The sequence below is a fragment of the Luteimonas yanweni genome, from assembly GCF_039548475.1.
Classification (GTDB): Bacteria; Pseudomonadota; Gammaproteobacteria; order Xanthomonadales; family Xanthomonadaceae; genus Luteimonas.
The window spans coordinates 19,753-35,091 of record NZ_JBCLVC010000012.1 but is presented as its reverse complement, the minus strand read 5'-3'; the positions used below and the strand labels follow the sequence as shown (position 1 = coordinate 35,091).

The following is a 15,339-nucleotide window of genomic DNA, read 5'->3' as shown; positions in this document are numbered from 1 at the left end:
TTTCAATTCCGACGCCAGCCCCACGAAAGTCATGGCCACTTCATGCAACCTCAATCGAGCGGACCGGGTCGGCTTCGCGGCGTCCTTCCTGTGCGCGCTGCACTGCGCACTGCTGCCGCTGGCGCTGGCCGTGCTGCCCACGTTCGGGCTGTCGGTGGGCGGCTGGGTGGACATCGACCAGGCGGTCACGGTATTCGCCACGCTGCTGGGCGCCACCACGCTGGCCATCGGCTTCCGGCGTCACCGCGCGTTCCGGGCATGGGCGCTGCTGGTGCCGGGCCTGGCGCTGGTCTGGCTGGGGGCGTTCAGCCCGCTGCATGACCATGGCATGGTGCATGCGGCGGTGATGACCCTGGGCGGCCTGATGATCGCCGGCGCGCACCTGCTGAACCTGCGCCTGACCCACGCCGCCGCCGCCCGCGCGACGCCGTGAAACCCGCGCCCGTGCTAGGATGCGCGCCCTGTGGCGTGCAAGGGCGCGCCTGACAAACGGACTACCAGGAGCATCAGATGGGCAAGGGCGACCGCAAGACGGCCAAGGGCAAGCGCTACAACTCCAGCTACGGCAACGCCCGCAGCCAGGCCACCTCGAAGGCGACCGGCTCGACCGCGGCGCCGGTCGCGAAGAAGGCCGCTGCCAAGAGCGTGGCCAAGGCCCCGGCGAAGAAGGTCGTGGCCAAGAAGACGGTGGCCAAGGACTGAGGTCCTGCGCCGGCGTTGATGCACGAAGCCCCGCGAGACGCGGGGCTTCGTCGTTTCAGGGGCCTTGCCGGGCGGCGATCAGCGCGCCGCCGCTCCCGCCTCGATCTCCGCCCACACACGCAGCAGGTTGCCGCCCAGGATCTTGCGGATGTCCTCGTCCGAATGCCCCCGTGCCTGCAGCCCGGCGATGAAGTTGGGGAAGTCGGCCACGGTGCGCAGGCCTTCGGGCAGCTCGCCGTCGACGCCGTCGAAGTCGGAGCCAATGCCGACGTGGTCGACGCCGATCAGCTTGACCGCGTAGTCGATCTGGTCGAGCACGTCGCTGATCGGGGCCTCCACCTTTGGATGGTCCAGCTCCCACTGCGCTTCGAAGGCCTTGCGGTCAAGCGCCGGTTCGCCGGCGGCCACGGCCGCGGCGCTGCGCCGGTCGAATGCGAGCGATTCACGGAACCAGTCGCGGGTATTGGCCGCGGCAGTCGGATTGACGAACGCGGTGCCGAACGGAATCTGCACGACGCCGCCCTTCGCCGCGATGGCCTTGGCCAGCTCGTCGCTGAGGTTGCGCTCGAAGTCCGGGGTGAAGTGGCGCAGCGCGGAATGGCTGGCGATCACCGGCACGCTGCTGAGCTCGATCGCCTGGCGCACGGCGTCGTCGGACAGGTGCGAGACATCGACCATGATCCCGAGCCGGTTCATTTCCCGCACCACTTCATGTCCAAAGGGGCTCAGGCCGTTCCAGCGCTTCTCCACCGTGTAGGAGGAATCGGAGATGCGGTTGTTTCCACTGTGCGCCAGGGTGATGTAGCTCACCCCGCGGTCGCGGAAGAAGGCGAGCTGCGCGAGGTCTTCGCCCAGCGGCGCACCGTTCTCGAGTCCCAGCGGCAACAGCACGCGGCCACCGGCGCGCAGGCGCTCGACATCGCCCGGGGAGGTCAACAGGGCGAAGCGGTCCGGGTGGCGCGCGACCAGGGCCTCCACCGCGTCGATCTGGATGTTGGCCGCCTGCCAGGCGCTGCCGGACTCGTCCTGGCGCGCGGAGGTGTAGATCGACATGAAGGCGACGTCCAGGCCGCCTTCGCGCGCGCGCGGGTAGTCGAACTCGCGGTCGGGCGCGGCCTGGCCGAGGTCGGCCCAGCTGGAAACCAGCACGCCGGGCGCGTCGATGTGCGTGTCGACGATGACGGCGTCGGCGGCCAGGGCGCGCGCGGCATCGGTGGCCTGGGCCAGCGCGGTGAGCGGGAGGGCCAGGGCCAGGGCGAAGGCGAGTGCATGGCGGCGTGGGCTTTGGGGCATCGGGAGGCTCCTTGTCGGGCGGAAGGATCTTTCGCGGCTGTAGCCGCTCCCACAAAGGCGTGCGGCTTCCGTGGGCGGTATTTCATGGTTTCGCGATCAGGCCACGCTGCGGCCGCCGGAATGGACGGACACGGCCAGATCCCCGCCCAGCCAATAGCACAGCGCCGCCGGCTCGCGCACGCGCCAGCGCACGAAGTCGGCCCGCATGTCGGCGCGCAGCATGCCGCGGTCGTCGAGTCCGAGCGCGCGCGCGGCGTGCACTGTCGCGCCGCGCAGTGCTTCGGCGGGCGTCAGGCGGAAATGGGTGCAGGCCAGCTGCATGGCCTGGCGCAGCGACAGCAGGGGCGACGTTCCGGGATTGCAGTCCGTGGCCACCGCCATCCGCACGCCGTGGGCGCGGAAGGCGTCGATCGGCGGCAGGGTCGTTTCGCGCAGCACGTGGAAGGCGCCCGGCAACAGCACCGCCACGGTGCCGGCGGCCGCCATCGCGCGTACGCCGGCCTCGGAGCTGTGTTCGACGTGGTCGGCGGACAGGCCACCGAATTCCGCCACCAGTGCTGCGCCTTCGCCGTCGCTGAGCTGGTCGGCGTGCAGCTTCACCGGCAGGCCGAGCGCCCGCGCCGCCTCGAACACGCGCCGGGTCTGCGCGTTGCTGAAGCCGATGCGTTCGCAGAAGGCGTCCACCGCATCCACCAGGCCTTCGGCATGCAGCCGCGGCAGCCAGCCGCAGACGGCGTCGATGTAGCCGTCGGGATCGCCCGCGTACTCGGGCGGCAGCGCGTGGGCGCCAAGGAAGCTGGTGCGCACGCCAATGCCGAGCGCGTCGCCGAGTTCGCGCGCGGCGCACAGCATCTTGCGCTCGTTGGCGAAGTCCAGGCCGTAGCCGGATTTCACTTCCAGCGTGGTCACGCCATCGGCGACCAGCGCGCGTGCGCGCGGCAGTGTCTGCGCCAGCAGCGCCTGCGCGTCGGCGGCGCGGGTGGCGCGCACGCTGGAGACGATACCGCCGCCGGCGCGCGCGATGTCTTCATAGCTGGCGCCCATCAGGCGCTGCTCGAACTCGGCGGCGCGATCGCCGGCGAACACGATGTGGGTGTGGCAATCGATCAGGCCGGGAGTCACGAGGTCGCCGCCGCCGTCGATCACGACGTCGGCAAGCTCGTCCGGGCGGCCCTGCAATGCATCGGCTGCTTCGGCAAACACGATCCGGCCGTCGCGCCAGCCCAGAGCGCCGTTTTCCACCATGCCGTAAGCGTCGGGACCATTCCCGTCCAGCGTGGCCAGGCGCGCGTTGACCAGCAGGCCGTCCCAGCGCTCAGCGGCCATCGGCAGGCGTCCGGACGAGGCTGGTGGCTGCAGTGAACGTCATGTCGGAACCTCGGCTGGCATTGACGCGGTAGCCTATCGCACCCCACCGCCGGAACGTGCCGCCATGTCCGCAATCCCAGTACCCGGAGCGCCCGTTGTGCCCGACGCCGGCGATGTACCTGCTACCCGGGATGCGCCGGCTGCACGGGCGGTCGCGGCCGGCTGGCAGCTGCCGGTGATCGCCAACCTGCATTCGCACGCCTTCCAGCGCGCCATGGCCGGGCTGGCCGAACGGCAGACGCATCCCGAGGATTCGTTCTGGACCTGGCGCGAGACCATGTACCGCATGGCCGCGCGCTTCGATCCCGATTCGCTGTACGCGGTTGCCTGCCAGCTCTACGTCGAGATGCTGGAAGCCGGCTACGGTAGCGTCTGCGAATTCCACTATCTGCACCACGCGCCCGACGGCCGGCCCTACGCCGATCCGGCGGCGATGTCGCAGGCGCTGGTGGCCGCCGCGCGCGACACCGGCATCCGCCTGACTTTGCTGCCGGTGCTCTACATGACCGGCGGCTTCGACGGCCGCGCGCTGGGCGCGCGCCAGAAGCGCTTCGGCCACGACGTCGACGGCTACCTGCGCCTGTTCGAGACGCTGCATGCGCAAAGCGACGACTTGCTGCGCGTCGGCTGCGCCCTGCACAGCCTGCGCGCGGTGCCGCCGGATGCGATGCGCGCGGTGCTGGCGGCGCTGCCCGCCGATGCCCGCATCCATATCCACATCGCCGAACAGGTGGGCGAGGTGCAGGACTGCGTGGCCATCCGTGACCTGCGTCCGGTGGAGTGGCTGCTGCAGAACGCCGACGTCGATGCGCGCTGGACGCTGGTGCATGCGACCCACCTCAACGACTGGGAAGGGGCGGGCATCGCGAAGAGCGGCGCCACCGTCGCCATCTGCCCGACCACCGAGGCCAATCTCGGCGACGGCCTGTTCCGCCTTCGCGATTATCTCGACGCCGGCGGCGCCTGGGGCATCGGCTCGGATTCGCATATCTCGGTATCGCCGGTGGAGGAGCTGCGCTGGCTGGAGTACGGCCAGCGGCTGGTGAAGCGGCGCCGCAACATCGCCGTGGGCGGTGCATCGCCCAGCGTCGGCGAGGCCCTGCTGCGCGGCGCGTACGCGAGCGCGACGAACGCGACCGGCTTCGTTGCCACCGGTGACATGCTGGTGCTTGACGCGGAGGCGCCGCTGCTTGCCGCTGCGACCGCCGGTGACGTCGCCGATCGCTGGCTCTTCAGCGGAAACCGGCCTTGCGTCAGGGAAATGCACGTGGCCGGCCGGCAGGTGGTGGCCGACGGCCGCCACGCCGACCGCGATGCCGTGCTTGCGCACTATCGGACTGCGCTGGCGAAGCTTTCAGGAACGTAAGCGACCGGCGGCTGGCTGAAGCAGTGCTTCCGGCGTCAGTGCGGATATCCCTTGCAACGCGGCGGTGCGGTCATGAAGAGCTTCAGATGATGGGCGGCGCGACGATCCGCCACGCATTCGCGATGACCGAGGTCAGCGCCGAATAGACGTCCTGCAATGCACGCTCCAGCGGGTCGGTGGTTTCGATCCGATACGACGCACCCTGCTCGATCGCCGCCTTCACCGGCCCGATGAGGTGGTTGCTGCCGATGTTCTGCAGGCCTGCCGGATCGTTGAACTGGAAGTGGGTGCCCAGCGGGTTGGGCAGCATGTCGAGGACCGGGACCTGGCGCTGCACGCCGGTCGCCCAGTCGCCGTCGATGCTGTAGTGGCGCATCTGGCCGTTTTCGGCGCCATGGCGGATGGCCCCGGCATCAAGGCCATGCTGGCGCAGCGTGTTGTCGTGGATGCCCTGCGCGTTGAACGTGACCGCGGTGCTGCCGGTCGCCGCCGCTGCCATGGACGCGAGGCCGCCGCCCAGCGAGTGCCCGGTATAGACGACGTTGTCGCCGCCGAAGGCGTTCTCCGCCTGGTGCGCGAGCGTGACCGCGGTGTCGTACTGGCGGGTCTGGAAGCCCGCCGACTGCGCGATCACCGTGCCCACGTCCTCCACGCCGCCGGTGTCGTTGCCGGCATAGGCCACCACGTAGTTGCCCATACCGTCGGTGTAGATGCCCGCCTCCATGCCGCTGCTGTACTGGAGGTTCGGATCGATCCCGGCTGCGGCGAGTTCGCCGTCGCCCATCCGCTGCCAGCCCTCCGCGTCCTGGCGCAGGTAGACGGCCTCGGCCACGCCCGCCATCTTTCCGTCGAATGCCTGGTCCATCCCGGTGCCGCCCACGGCCTGGTCGAAACCGCCGTCGCGTCCAGGCACGTTCCCCGTGTTCGGGTTCAGGGCTTCGTGGACCTGGCGGAAGAAGAGGTCGGCGGCGTGCAGCGCGTTGTTGATGATGGGCTGGAACATGTCGGGACGAACCTCCACGGGGGGCAGGGATGCGGGATGCGGGATGCGGGATGCGCCGAGTCTCGTCGCGGGTCCCTGCGCCGACAACCTAGGGCTGACTGCAGGTGTCGACGACCACCGTCACGTTGCAGCGCAGCGCTGTCGCCGCATGGGGCTGGCCCCACTGCCGCCGCCGGGACCGATGTGGCCAGCTGTCGGCCAGGGGATGGACCACATGACCGGAAGGGAGAGTCAGATGAGGAAGAACATGATGTTGTCGGCCGCAGCGATGCTGCTGGTCGCGCTGGCGGCGCCAGTCGCCGCAACGGACCGGCACGACCTGGCGGAGGCGATGGAGGCCACCGAAGTCGAACGCCAGTCAGCGACGGCGGTGCTCGCGCGGCAGCGCGCGGATTACCCGGCGTATTTCCAGCGCGCCTACGAGCGCTACCCTGCGGTTCCGCGCGGCGTGCTGGAGGCGATCGCCTATGTGGAAACCCGCTGGGTCCACGTGGAGCCCGGCGCCCACGGCAAGGCCGGCCACCACCACATGCCGGCCTCGTACGGCGTGATGGGCCTCTATCGCGGCGGTGGATTCGACAACCAGGTGGCCGAAGGCGCGAAGCTTCTTGGTGTCAGCGAACGCCTGCTCCTGGTGGACCCGGAGACCAATATTCTCGCCGCTGCGGCGCTGCTGGACCGCGCGCTGAAGAAGGATGGTGCGAGCAGCCGGGCCGGCGGCGTGGAGGCCGCGGCAGGTGCGCTTGCACGCTACGCCGGCTACGGCAGCGGCGACGGCAACATCCAGGGCTTCGCCCGGCAGAGCTTCGCCTACGAGGTGCTGCAGACGCTGGCCCGTGGCGTGAACGAAAAGGGCATCCGGATCGCGGCCATGCCCATCGAAATGAAACTCGCCTTTCCCGCCGATCGTCTCAAGCTGCTCGGCGCACCGGCGCTCAAGCTGGACCATGGCACCGACACCATCGGCGCCACGGACGAGCTGGTGGAAGAGCATCCGGCGCGCGCAACAGGGCGCGTGGAAGCGCAAGCCTCCGACGTCGGCATCGCCATGGACTTCGGCGAGGCGTTGTGGAACCCCGCGCACTCCAGCAACTACAGCACCGCCTCCAACGGCCGCTCCGCCGTGATCATGCATACGATCGAGGGCAGCTACGCCGGCGGGATCTCCTGGTTCAAGAACCCCGCCTCGAACGTCTCGGCGCACTACGTGATCCGCAGGTCCGATGGCCAGGTCACGCAGATGGTGCGCGAGCACCACCAGGCCTGGCACGCGGCGTACCACAACCACTACACCATCGGCATCGAGCACGATGGGCGCGCGGGGGACGCCGGCAACTGGACGTCGGCGATGATCAACGCTTCGGCGCGCCTGACCCGGAGCATCTGCGCGCGCCAGCCGGTCAACTGCGCGTCGGCATGGCGGGGTCCCGGCTACGACTACTGGCACGTGGTCCCTGACAGCGTCCGCATCAAGGGCCACGGCATGCTGACCAGCAACCAGAACCGCTACGACCCTGGCCGCTACTTCCCCTGGGCAAGCTTCTACAACCTGATCAACAACGGCGCACCGCCGCCGGCCACGGCACCGACCTACTGGGTCGACACGTACGCCAGCGCGCCCGGCTTCCCGTCGCCGACCGGTGGCGCGCAGAGCGGCAGCCTGCACGCCGGCACCAACTATGTGTACTGCAAGGCCTGGGGCCGCGAGATCCGCAGCGGCGCGACGTTCAACCGCTGGTGGCTCAAGACCGACCTCGACGTGGGCCCGGCCGCGCAGTACGTGTCGGCCTACTACCTCTCGCGCTGGGGCAATGACGAAGCGCGCGACAACGACGGCTACGACCTGCCGCGCTGCGACGTCCTGCCCCATGGCGAGATCGGCAGGAAGTTCTACGCCATGGGCGGGGTGCGCAGCCATCTTGGCGTGCCCGAACTGGCGGAAATGGCAGCGCAGGCGGGCGGTCGCTACCAGCAGTTCAGGAACGGCATGATCCTGTGGCATTCGCGCACCGGTGCGTTCGCGGTTGCCGGCAAGATCCTGGAGCATTACCGGGCCACGGGTTCGGAAACACGCTGGGGCTTCGCGATGATCGACGAGCTCGACGCCGCCGTGTCTCCGGTCTCGGGGCAGCGCGGCAAGTTCCAGTACTTCGAGGACGGCCTGTTCCTGTGGACGCCCGCCACCGGCGCGCACGCGGTGCACGGCGCGATCCTGGCGCACTTCGAGGGCAACGGGCGCGAAGCGGCGCTCGGCTATCCGAAGACCGACGAGCAGGCACACGGCAGCAACGGCCGCAAGCAGCAGTTCGAGCGCAGGACGCTGTACTGGACGCCCGAGCGCGGGGTCTGGGCGCAGTGAGCCGGATCGCTTGAACCAGGGCGGCCGGCATTCGCGTGCCGGCCGCCTTCCACGTGCACCATGTTCCGGTCGCGCCGCGCGACCGATGAAAATTTCCGTCGGCCGCTGCGACTAAATACTCAGAGACCCACGCAGCAGGCATCTTTTCAGGATGGAAATCGAAACGGCGTTCACCGCCATGGTCCAGGACAATCGCGGGGCGCTGGTGCGCCTGGCGCGGCGCTATGCCGGCCCCGACGACTGGCAGGACCTGCTGCAGGAGATGCAGCTCCAGCTCTGGCGCAGCTTCGGCAGTTTCGACGGCCGCGCACAGCGTTCCACCTGGCTTTACCGGGTGGCGCTGAACACCGCTCTGAGCCACGTGCGCAAGCCGCGCCGCGAGCACCGTTCGCTGGACGACGTGCCCGAGCAGGGCGACACCGGCCACGCGGTCGATCCGATGGATGTGCTCGACGAGTTCCTCGCGATGCTCGACCCGCTGCAGCGCAGCGTCATCCTGCTTGACCTGGAAGGGTTGCCGCGGGAGCAGGTCGCCGACGTGCTGGGCCTCAGCGTCAACGCGGTGGCCGTGCGCATGACGCGCCTGCGCCAATTGTTCGAACAGCGCTTCCTGGAGGACTGAGCATGGACTGGGACAAAATGAGGAACGCGTGGCGCAGCGACACGCCGACTGTGCACCTGTTGCCAATGGACGAGCTTCAAAAGCGCGGCCAGACGCTGTGGAAGAAGGTGCGCCGGCGCGACCTGATCGAGACGATTGCAGCGGTGCTCGTCGCCGTCTTCTTCGCCCTGATCACGCTGGCGGCGCTCGTCGACGGCGAGTGGCTGCAGGCCGGATTCGCCCTCCTGATCACAGCCTGGGGCGTGGCGCTGCCGTTCCGGCTGCGCCGGGCCAGACAGCTGGCACCGGAGCCCGACCATGGCGTTTCACTGCTGGCCTACCTGCAGCGGCAGCGCGATGCCACGCTGGCGCAGGCGCGCATGCTCGAACAGGTCTGGCTCTGGTACCTGACTCCTCCAGCGATCGGGCTGACCGGGCTGACCCTGGCGCGCGACGGTGCGACTGCCGGCTCACTTCGCTATCTTGCGGTGATGCTGGTGCTGTACGGGGCCCTGGCCTGGATCAACCGCCGCGTGGCGCGCACGCAGTTCCGTGCCCACGCCGAAACGCTGCAACGCCAGATCGACGGCCTGACGAATGACGACGCATGACCACGGACAGCGTCATTCCAGGAACACCGTCCAAGCCCGTGAACACCACCCATGCCAAGGAGAGCTCCATGCCAACCCGCCCTGTTTCTTTCTTTCCGGTGCTTGCCGGACTCGCGCTGGCCGTGAGCGGCAGCGCTCATGCCATGGACAACGCTACGCTTGCGACGCTTGTCGACCAGCGACTGGCCGGTGACCGCACCGGCGCCTGCATGGCCGTGGCGGTGATCGACAAGAGTGATGTCGCGCGCGCGTTCCGCTGCGCCAACCCGGATAGCGCAGCGCGCATCGGCCCCGACAGCGCGTTCGAGATCGGTTCGGTCACCAAGACCATGACCTCCACGCTGCTGGCGGACCTGATCGTGCAGGGCAAGGCTTCGCTGGACGATCCGCTGGTTGAATACCTGCCCGAAGGCACGAAGCTGCCGCAGTTCGAAGGGGCCCCGATCCTCCTTCGCCACGTGGTCACGCACACCAGCGGGCTGCCGGCGCTGCCTGCGCGGATGGCGGTCACCAATCCCGCCGATCCGTACGCCGCGCTCACGGTGGATGACCTGCTCGCCTCGCTTGGTGACGTGACGCTGGCGCGGGCGCCGGGCACGCAGTTCGAGTACTCCAACTTCGCCTCGACGGTGCTGTCCTATGCGGTGGCGCGCCGCGCGGGCAGCGATTTCGAAACCGTGTTCCGGCAGACGCTGTCCGCACCGCTGGGCATGGACACGGCCTACATCGCAAAGCGGCCCGATGGCGTGCGCGCCGCGGGCGGGCACACGCCGAACGGCCTGCCGGCCGCAGCCTGGACGTTCCCGGTGGATTTTGCCGGCGTCGGCGGCGTACGCGCCACGCTGGATGACATGGTCCGCTACGTGCAGGCCAATCTCGACCCCTCCGGGACGCCATTGGAAGCCGCGATCGAACTCGCACAAACGCAAATCAACCAACAGCCGCCCATGGCGATGAACTGGATGATCATGCCCGTGGCCGACCGCAGCGTGCTGGCGCACGAGGGCGGAACCGGAGGCTTCTCGTCGTTCGTGTCGTTGGACAAGACCCGGCAGCGCGGCATCGTCATCCTGTCCGACACCAACTGGAATTCCATCGGCGGCTTGGGCAGCCTCGGCCTGCACCTGGTCGACGCTTCGTTCCCGCTGGGCGAGCCGCGCACGCTGGTGGTTCCGTCGCAGGCGCTGCTCGACGGGCTCGTCGGCGAATACCAGCTGCAGGGCATGATGAAGATGAGCCTGCGCCAGCGCGACGGCAAGCTGTTCGCCCAGGCCGAGGGCCAGGGCGAGTTCGAGCTGTTCCACGACAGCGCCGGGGATTTCTTCCCGACGGTGGTGGATGCCGTGCTGCGGCCGCAGAAGAAGGCGGACGGCGGGTATGCGTTCACCTGGATGCAGGGCGGTGGCGCGATTCCGGCGACGCGCCTGGACGAGGCTGGCGAAGACGGCAAGGTTGCGCAGCAGCCTGCGCCTTCGGACGGGGACCTGGCGGCTTATGTTGGCGAATACCCCCTGATGCCGAACTTCGTCCTGACGGTGCGCGGGCGCGACGGCGCGCTGCATGCCCAGGCCACGGGGCAGGGCGAGTTCCCGCTCCAGGCGGCCGGCAAGGACACGTTTGAAGCGCCGGCCTTCGGCGTCGAAATCGTGTTCAAGCGCAGCGCCGACGGCAGCGTGGAATCGCTGGAGCTGCACCAGGGCGGCCAGGTGCTTCCCGGCAAGCGGAACTGAGCGCGCCTGGTGGCAGGCAAGACCTGAAAGAGCCTGTGGGAGCGGCCACGGCCGCGATATCTCCAATCGCGGCTATAGCCGCTCCCACAGTGGCGGGCTGCCAATCATGACCATGGCTGCTCCCACACACGATTGCCGATCGAGGGTTGTGCCAAAGCCTTTTCAGCCAAACAGGTCGTAGCCGGCCGGCAGTGCGCCCTCCAGCTTCAGCAGGAACTGCTTGGTCGGCAGGCCGCCGCCGAAGCCGGTCAGCGATCCATCCGCGCCGATCACGCGGTGGCAGGGCAGCACGATCGGCAGCGGGTTGCGGCCGTTGGCGGCGCCGACTGCGCGGGTCGCGGTTGGCCTGCCGATCCTGTGCGCGAGATCGCGATAACTCCAGGTCCCGCCGTACGGAATTTCCGCAAGCGTGGTCCAGACCGCGCGCTGGAAGTCGGTGCCGTGCGGCGACAGCGGCAGGTCGAAGTGCATGCGCTTGCCAGCGAAGTACTCGCCAAGCTGCTGCTGCGCTTCGAGCAGCACGTCGCTGCTGCCTGTCTGCCAGCCGTCGCCCGGCGGTGGCCCGTGCGGCGGCGGGAAGTCGATGCGGCGGAGTCCGTCTTCGTCGGCCGCCAGGGTCAGTACGCCGATGGGCGTGTCCATGTGCAGGAAGATGATGGTCATGGGCTTGCCTCGTGCGTTATGGATCGCGCGCGGAGGCGCGGCGTTGCGGCGCGTGCCGGTGTCGTGGGGGGTGCCGCGGTGGCGCGCTCCATCGCGTCCTTCCACAGATGGATCGCCGCATAGGCGCGCCACGGCCGCCAGGCCTCGGCGCGTGCACCCAATGCCTTGGCCGTGAGTCGCGAGCCATCCGTCGGCAGCGTCTTCTGCAGCACCAGGTCTTCGGCCGGGAATGCGTCCGGGTGGCCGAGCGCGCGCATCGCGATGTACTGCGCCGTCCACGGGCCAATGCCGGGAAGCGCCACCCAGCGCGCGGCGAACTCATCAAGCGTGCGTTCCGGGTGGAAGTCGACCCGGCCGTCGATCAGCGCACGCGCCACCCCACGCACCGTTTCCGCGCGCGCACGGGTGAGTCCGATGCGGCCGAGGTCGGCTTCCGCAAGCGCGCCAGGCGTGGGGAACAGCTGGCCAAGGCCGTCGTCGGACGGCGCCGGCAGCATCTCACCGAAGCGCTGTACCAGGCGCGTGGCCATGGTGCGCGCCGCAGCCACGCTGACCTGCTGGCCAAGCACCGCGCGCACCGCGATTTCGAAGCCGTCCCAGCCGCCGGGCAGGCGCAGTCCGGGGCGTGCATCCAGCAGGGGGCGCAGCCGCTCGTCCACTGACAGGGTGGCGGCGATCATCCGTGGGTCGGCATCAAGATCGAACATGCGCCGCAGTCGTTGCACGATGTCGGGCAGGCGCGCCGCCTGCGCTCCGTGCAGCTCCAGTCGCAGCGCATGCTCGCCGCCGGGCCATGCCGACACGCGCAGCCACCCGTGCGGCGCACCGTCCACGCCGGCGACCACGCGCGCATAGTGCCCATCGCCCACCGATTCCACGCCCTGCAATGCGCGGCCGCGCAGGAACGCCAGGGTTGCCGAGAAGTCGCAGGGCGGGCGATAGCCAAGGCGGAGCACCAGCGCATCACCCGGCGCCTGGCGCGCGGTGCCAGGTTGGCGGCGGAGGTCGCGTGGTGCCATGCGGTACGCATCCTTGAAGCTTGTGTTGAAGCGCCGAAGGCTGCCGAAGCCGGCTGCGAGCGCCACCTCGGTGACGGGCAGGGCGGTCTCGGTCAGCAGCTGCTTGGCAAACAGCAGGCGCCGCGTGCCATGCACGGCGACAGGCGGCGCGCCCACGCGTTCCACGAACAGGCGTCGCAGCTGGCGTTCGCCCATGCCCACGCGCTCGGCCAGCGCCGACAGCGGCGCATCGGCCAGCGCGCCCTGGTCGATCAGCAGCAGAGCGCGCGCCACCGCGGCATCACCGCGCCGCCAGGAACCATCCGACGGCGACAGCTCCGGACGGCAGCGCAGGCAGGGGCGGAATCCCGCGGCCTCGGCCGCGGCCGCGCTGGGGTAGTAGGTCACACGCTTCGCATACGGCGCCGGGCACACCGGCCGGCAATAGATCCGCGTGCTGTGGACGCCCGTGAAGAACAGGCCGTCGAAGCGCGGATCGCGGCTGCGGCGGGCCTGGTCGCAGACGGCGGCGGCGGGGAGCAGTGGCGTGGCCATGGACGCAGGCTAGCACCGCGGCCGCGGCTGGACTCGCCGCTTTCGGACATCAGCGTCGCGGCCACCCGCGGAGGCCTGGCGAGCCCGGGTCAGTGCGCGGAGGGCGCGTCCAGCGCCGGCAGCAGCGCCGCCGGATCGCCGTCGTGGTCGGCGGCGGGAATGCCCAGCAGCCGGACCAGCAGCGGATAGACATCGATATTTTCGATCGGCCCGATCACCGCGCCGCGGCGGAACGCGGGGCCGGATGCGATGAATACCGCGCGCATCGACGGCAGGGCCGGGTCGTAGCCGTGCGAGCCGCGCATGCCACCGGCGGCGCGGCGCTCCAGCATCTGCGGAAACAGGGCGTCCCAGCCTTCGTCCATCTGGCAGACGATGGCGGGGATGCGCGGATGCGTGCCGTAGTGCCAACGCGCGGGCAGCTGGTCGCGACGCCAGCATTCATAGCGGTCGTGGCGGCCAAGCAGGCGGGCCTCGACCCCGGCTTCGAAGCCGGGATTGGGCTGGACCTGGACCACCTGGCCGATGCTCGTGATGCGCGCCTCTTCCAGCGTCACCATTTCACCGGTCGAGACCTGGTTTCCGGGCGGCACGGGGGCCATGCCGTGGTCGGAGACCAGCACGATGTTGGTGTGCTGCAGGCGCCCGCCGCGCTGCAGCCGTGCAAGCAGGCTGCCGATGGCGGTGTCGATGTCGGCCAGCGCGGCGCGCGCTTCCGCGGACGCGGGGCCGAAGGTGTGGGCGGCGGTGTCGACCGAGTGGAAGTAGAGCGTGGCCAGGCGTGGCCGCGTGGCCTCGGGCTCGAGCAGCCAGCCGGCCACCGTTCCGGCGCGTTCCATCGCGGGTACGGACTCGTCGTAGGCATGCCAGCGCGTGGGCCGCACGCCGTTGATCTCGGCCTCCGTGCCCGGCCAGAACATGGTGGCCGTGCGCAGGCCCGCGTTTTCCGCGCCGACCCAGACCGGTTCGCCGCCCCACCAGGCCGAGGTGCCCACGGCGTCGCGGTCGGACAGGCGGAAGGTGCCGAGCTCCTCGTCGGACATCGAGTTGTGGACGATGCCGTGGCGGTCCGGGCGCAGGCCGGTGGCGATGGTGTAGTGGTTGGGGAAGGTCAGCGTGGGGTAGGACGGGGTCATCCAGCGTGCCCGCACGCCGCCGGCGGCGAGGCGGGCGATGTTGGGCGAGTCGGTGGCGTTGATGCGGTCCGGATGCAGGCCATCGATGGAGATCAGCAGCAGCGGGTCGGTGGCGGCGGCCGCTTCGGCATTGGCGGCGACGCCTTGGCGTGCAGAGGTCGCGGCCGGCGCGCCGGGACTACTGCAGGCACCCAGAACGGAAAGGACGGCGAGGAGGGCGGCGGACCGTGCCGCGGGTCGGACATTGAATGGCATGGCCGAATGATACGGCGCGTGGATGACATTGGTAATCGCGCTCGTAAGCCCTAAAACGCCATCGGAATTTTCTGTTCTCTGGACGCGGTCACACATCCATTGGCAAATGCTATTGAACGGCCTGATGCAGGCGGGTAGCGTTCAGTCATGGCACGCGGGGAGCGGTGCCGCGGCGGCCGCCACGTAACACGGCGGCATCCACAGGAGTTCCACGGCCGAGGACAAGGATCGTTCCGGCCTCTTTCATTTGATATGTCCGGAGTACGGCCAGGGAGGGTGGCATGGACATGCGGCATCGAAGCGTTTCATCGATCGCGATCGCGGCGTCTTTGGCCATGGCGACGGCCTGCGCGGGGCGCGATGCCCGTGATTTTTCCGGGCGATGGACGCCGGTCAACACCTACGCCGACAGCAGCGAGCCCATTCCACTGCGCGCTGCCTACCTGTTCCAGGCATCGCCCATGGATGGCACGCTGCGCAACCTGCTGGCGCGCTGGGCGCGCGACAGCGGCAGCGAGCTCGACTATCGGCATCCTTCCGACTTCACCCTGCACCAGCCAGTGCAGGCCGTGCATGCACGCACGCTGGCCGATGCGCTCACGCAGCTTGGCGCGGCCTTCCGCGCACACGGCGTGGTGATGCGCGTGGACGGCGGCCGGCTGGTCGTCGCCGAACAGAAAGGGGGAAGTTGACCGGCAC

General features: G+C 69.5%; 14 protein-coding genes. 8 read left to right on the top strand and 6 right to left on the bottom strand.

Annotated features, from left to right (window positions below):
* The first annotated feature begins 31 nt into the window (after positions 1 to 31).
* Both WCE39_RS08345 and WCE39_RS08340 read left to right on the top strand, forming a co-directional pair.
* Positions 32 to 433 carry a MerC domain-containing protein gene (locus WCE39_RS08345; RefSeq protein WP_343276225.1) on the top strand — a complete coding sequence of 134 codons (402 nt, stop codon included), beginning with the start codon at positions 32 to 34 and terminating at the stop codon, positions 431 to 433.
* Positions 434 to 510: 77 nt separating this feature from the next.
* Positions 511 to 702, top strand: a complete 192-nt coding sequence (locus WCE39_RS08340) for a 30S ribosomal protein THX (protein WP_343276224.1) — start codon at positions 511 to 513, stop codon at positions 700 to 702.
* 78 nt (positions 703 to 780) lie between these two features.
* Here WCE39_RS08340 and WCE39_RS08335 read toward each other — a convergent pair whose 3' ends face one another.
* Positions 781 to 1,995 (bottom strand): dipeptidase, encoded by a 1,215-nt coding sequence (locus WCE39_RS08335; RefSeq protein WP_343276223.1) that lies wholly within the window; start codon positions 1,993 to 1,995, stop codon positions 781 to 783.
* Positions 1,996 to 2,091: 96 nt separating this feature from the next.
* Entirely contained in the window at positions 2,092 to 3,321 is a 1,230-nt protein-coding gene (gene hutI / locus WCE39_RS08330) for an imidazolonepropionase (RefSeq protein ID WP_343276222.1), read from the bottom strand.
* Between the two features lie 106 nt (positions 3,322 to 3,427).
* Between hutI and WCE39_RS08325 the strand changes: the two genes are divergently transcribed.
* On the top strand, positions 3,428 to 4,729 hold the full coding sequence (locus WCE39_RS08325) for a formimidoylglutamate deiminase (RefSeq protein ID WP_343276221.1): 1,302 nt from the start codon (positions 3,428 to 3,430) through the stop codon (positions 4,727 to 4,729).
* An 82-nt stretch (positions 4,730 to 4,811) separates the two neighbouring features.
* Here WCE39_RS08325 and WCE39_RS08320 read toward each other — a convergent pair whose 3' ends face one another.
* Positions 4,812 to 5,732, bottom strand: a complete 921-nt coding sequence (locus tag WCE39_RS08320) for a hypothetical protein (RefSeq protein WP_343276220.1) — start codon at positions 5,730 to 5,732, stop codon at positions 4,812 to 4,814.
* Positions 5,733 to 5,967: 235 nt separating this feature from the next.
* Between WCE39_RS08320 and WCE39_RS08315 the strand changes: the two genes are divergently transcribed.
* The 4 genes from WCE39_RS08315 (at position 5,968) to WCE39_RS08300 (ending at position 11,033) form a co-directional block, all read left to right on the top strand.
* Positions 5,968 to 8,091 (top strand): N-acetylmuramoyl-L-alanine amidase, encoded by a 2,124-nt coding sequence (locus tag WCE39_RS08315; protein WP_343276219.1) that lies wholly within the window; start codon positions 5,968 to 5,970, stop codon positions 8,089 to 8,091.
* A 151-nt stretch (positions 8,092 to 8,242) separates the two neighbouring features.
* The gene (locus tag WCE39_RS08310; RefSeq protein ID WP_343276218.1) at positions 8,243 to 8,713 is read left to right on the top strand and encodes an RNA polymerase sigma factor; all 471 of its coding nucleotides are present in this window, start codon (positions 8,243 to 8,245) and stop codon (positions 8,711 to 8,713) included.
* Between the two features lie 2 nt (positions 8,714 to 8,715).
* Positions 8,716 to 9,303, top strand: coding sequence for a hypothetical protein (locus WCE39_RS08305; RefSeq protein WP_343276217.1), 588 nt, complete (start codon positions 8,716 to 8,718; stop codon positions 9,301 to 9,303).
* Between the two features lie 68 nt (positions 9,304 to 9,371).
* Positions 9,372 to 11,033 carry a serine hydrolase gene (locus WCE39_RS08300; protein WP_343276216.1) on the top strand — a complete coding sequence of 554 codons (1,662 nt, stop codon included), beginning with the start codon at positions 9,372 to 9,374 and terminating at the stop codon, positions 11,031 to 11,033.
* A 162-nt stretch (positions 11,034 to 11,195) separates the two neighbouring features.
* Here the strand turns inward: WCE39_RS08300 and WCE39_RS08295 are convergent, their stop codons facing one another.
* The 3 genes from WCE39_RS08295 to WCE39_RS08285 all read right to left on the bottom strand — a co-directional run bounded on the left by WCE39_RS08295 (position 11,196) and on the right by WCE39_RS08285 (position 14,640).
* Positions 11,196 to 11,696 (bottom strand): methylated-DNA--[protein]-cysteine S-methyltransferase, encoded by a 501-nt coding sequence (locus tag WCE39_RS08295; protein WP_343276215.1) that lies wholly within the window; start codon positions 11,694 to 11,696, stop codon positions 11,196 to 11,198.
* Positions 11,693 to 13,249: a DNA-3-methyladenine glycosylase 2 family protein gene (locus WCE39_RS08290; protein WP_343276214.1), complete on the bottom strand. Its 1,557-nt coding sequence runs from the start codon at positions 13,247 to 13,249 to the stop codon at positions 11,693 to 11,695. Before WCE39_RS08290 ends, WCE39_RS08295 begins: the two co-directional genes overlap by 4 nt.
* An 89-nt stretch (positions 13,250 to 13,338) precedes the next feature.
* Positions 13,339 to 14,640 (bottom strand): alkaline phosphatase family protein, encoded by a 1,302-nt coding sequence (locus tag WCE39_RS08285; RefSeq protein WP_343276213.1) that lies wholly within the window; start codon positions 14,638 to 14,640, stop codon positions 13,339 to 13,341.
* Positions 14,641 to 14,921: 281 nt separating this feature from the next.
* Between WCE39_RS08285 and WCE39_RS08280 the strand changes: the two genes are divergently transcribed.
* Positions 14,922 to 15,332 carry a hypothetical protein gene (locus tag WCE39_RS08280; protein ID WP_343276212.1) on the top strand — a complete coding sequence of 137 codons (411 nt, stop codon included), beginning with the start codon at positions 14,922 to 14,924 and terminating at the stop codon, positions 15,330 to 15,332.
* Positions 15,333 to 15,339 lie beyond the last annotated feature (7 nt).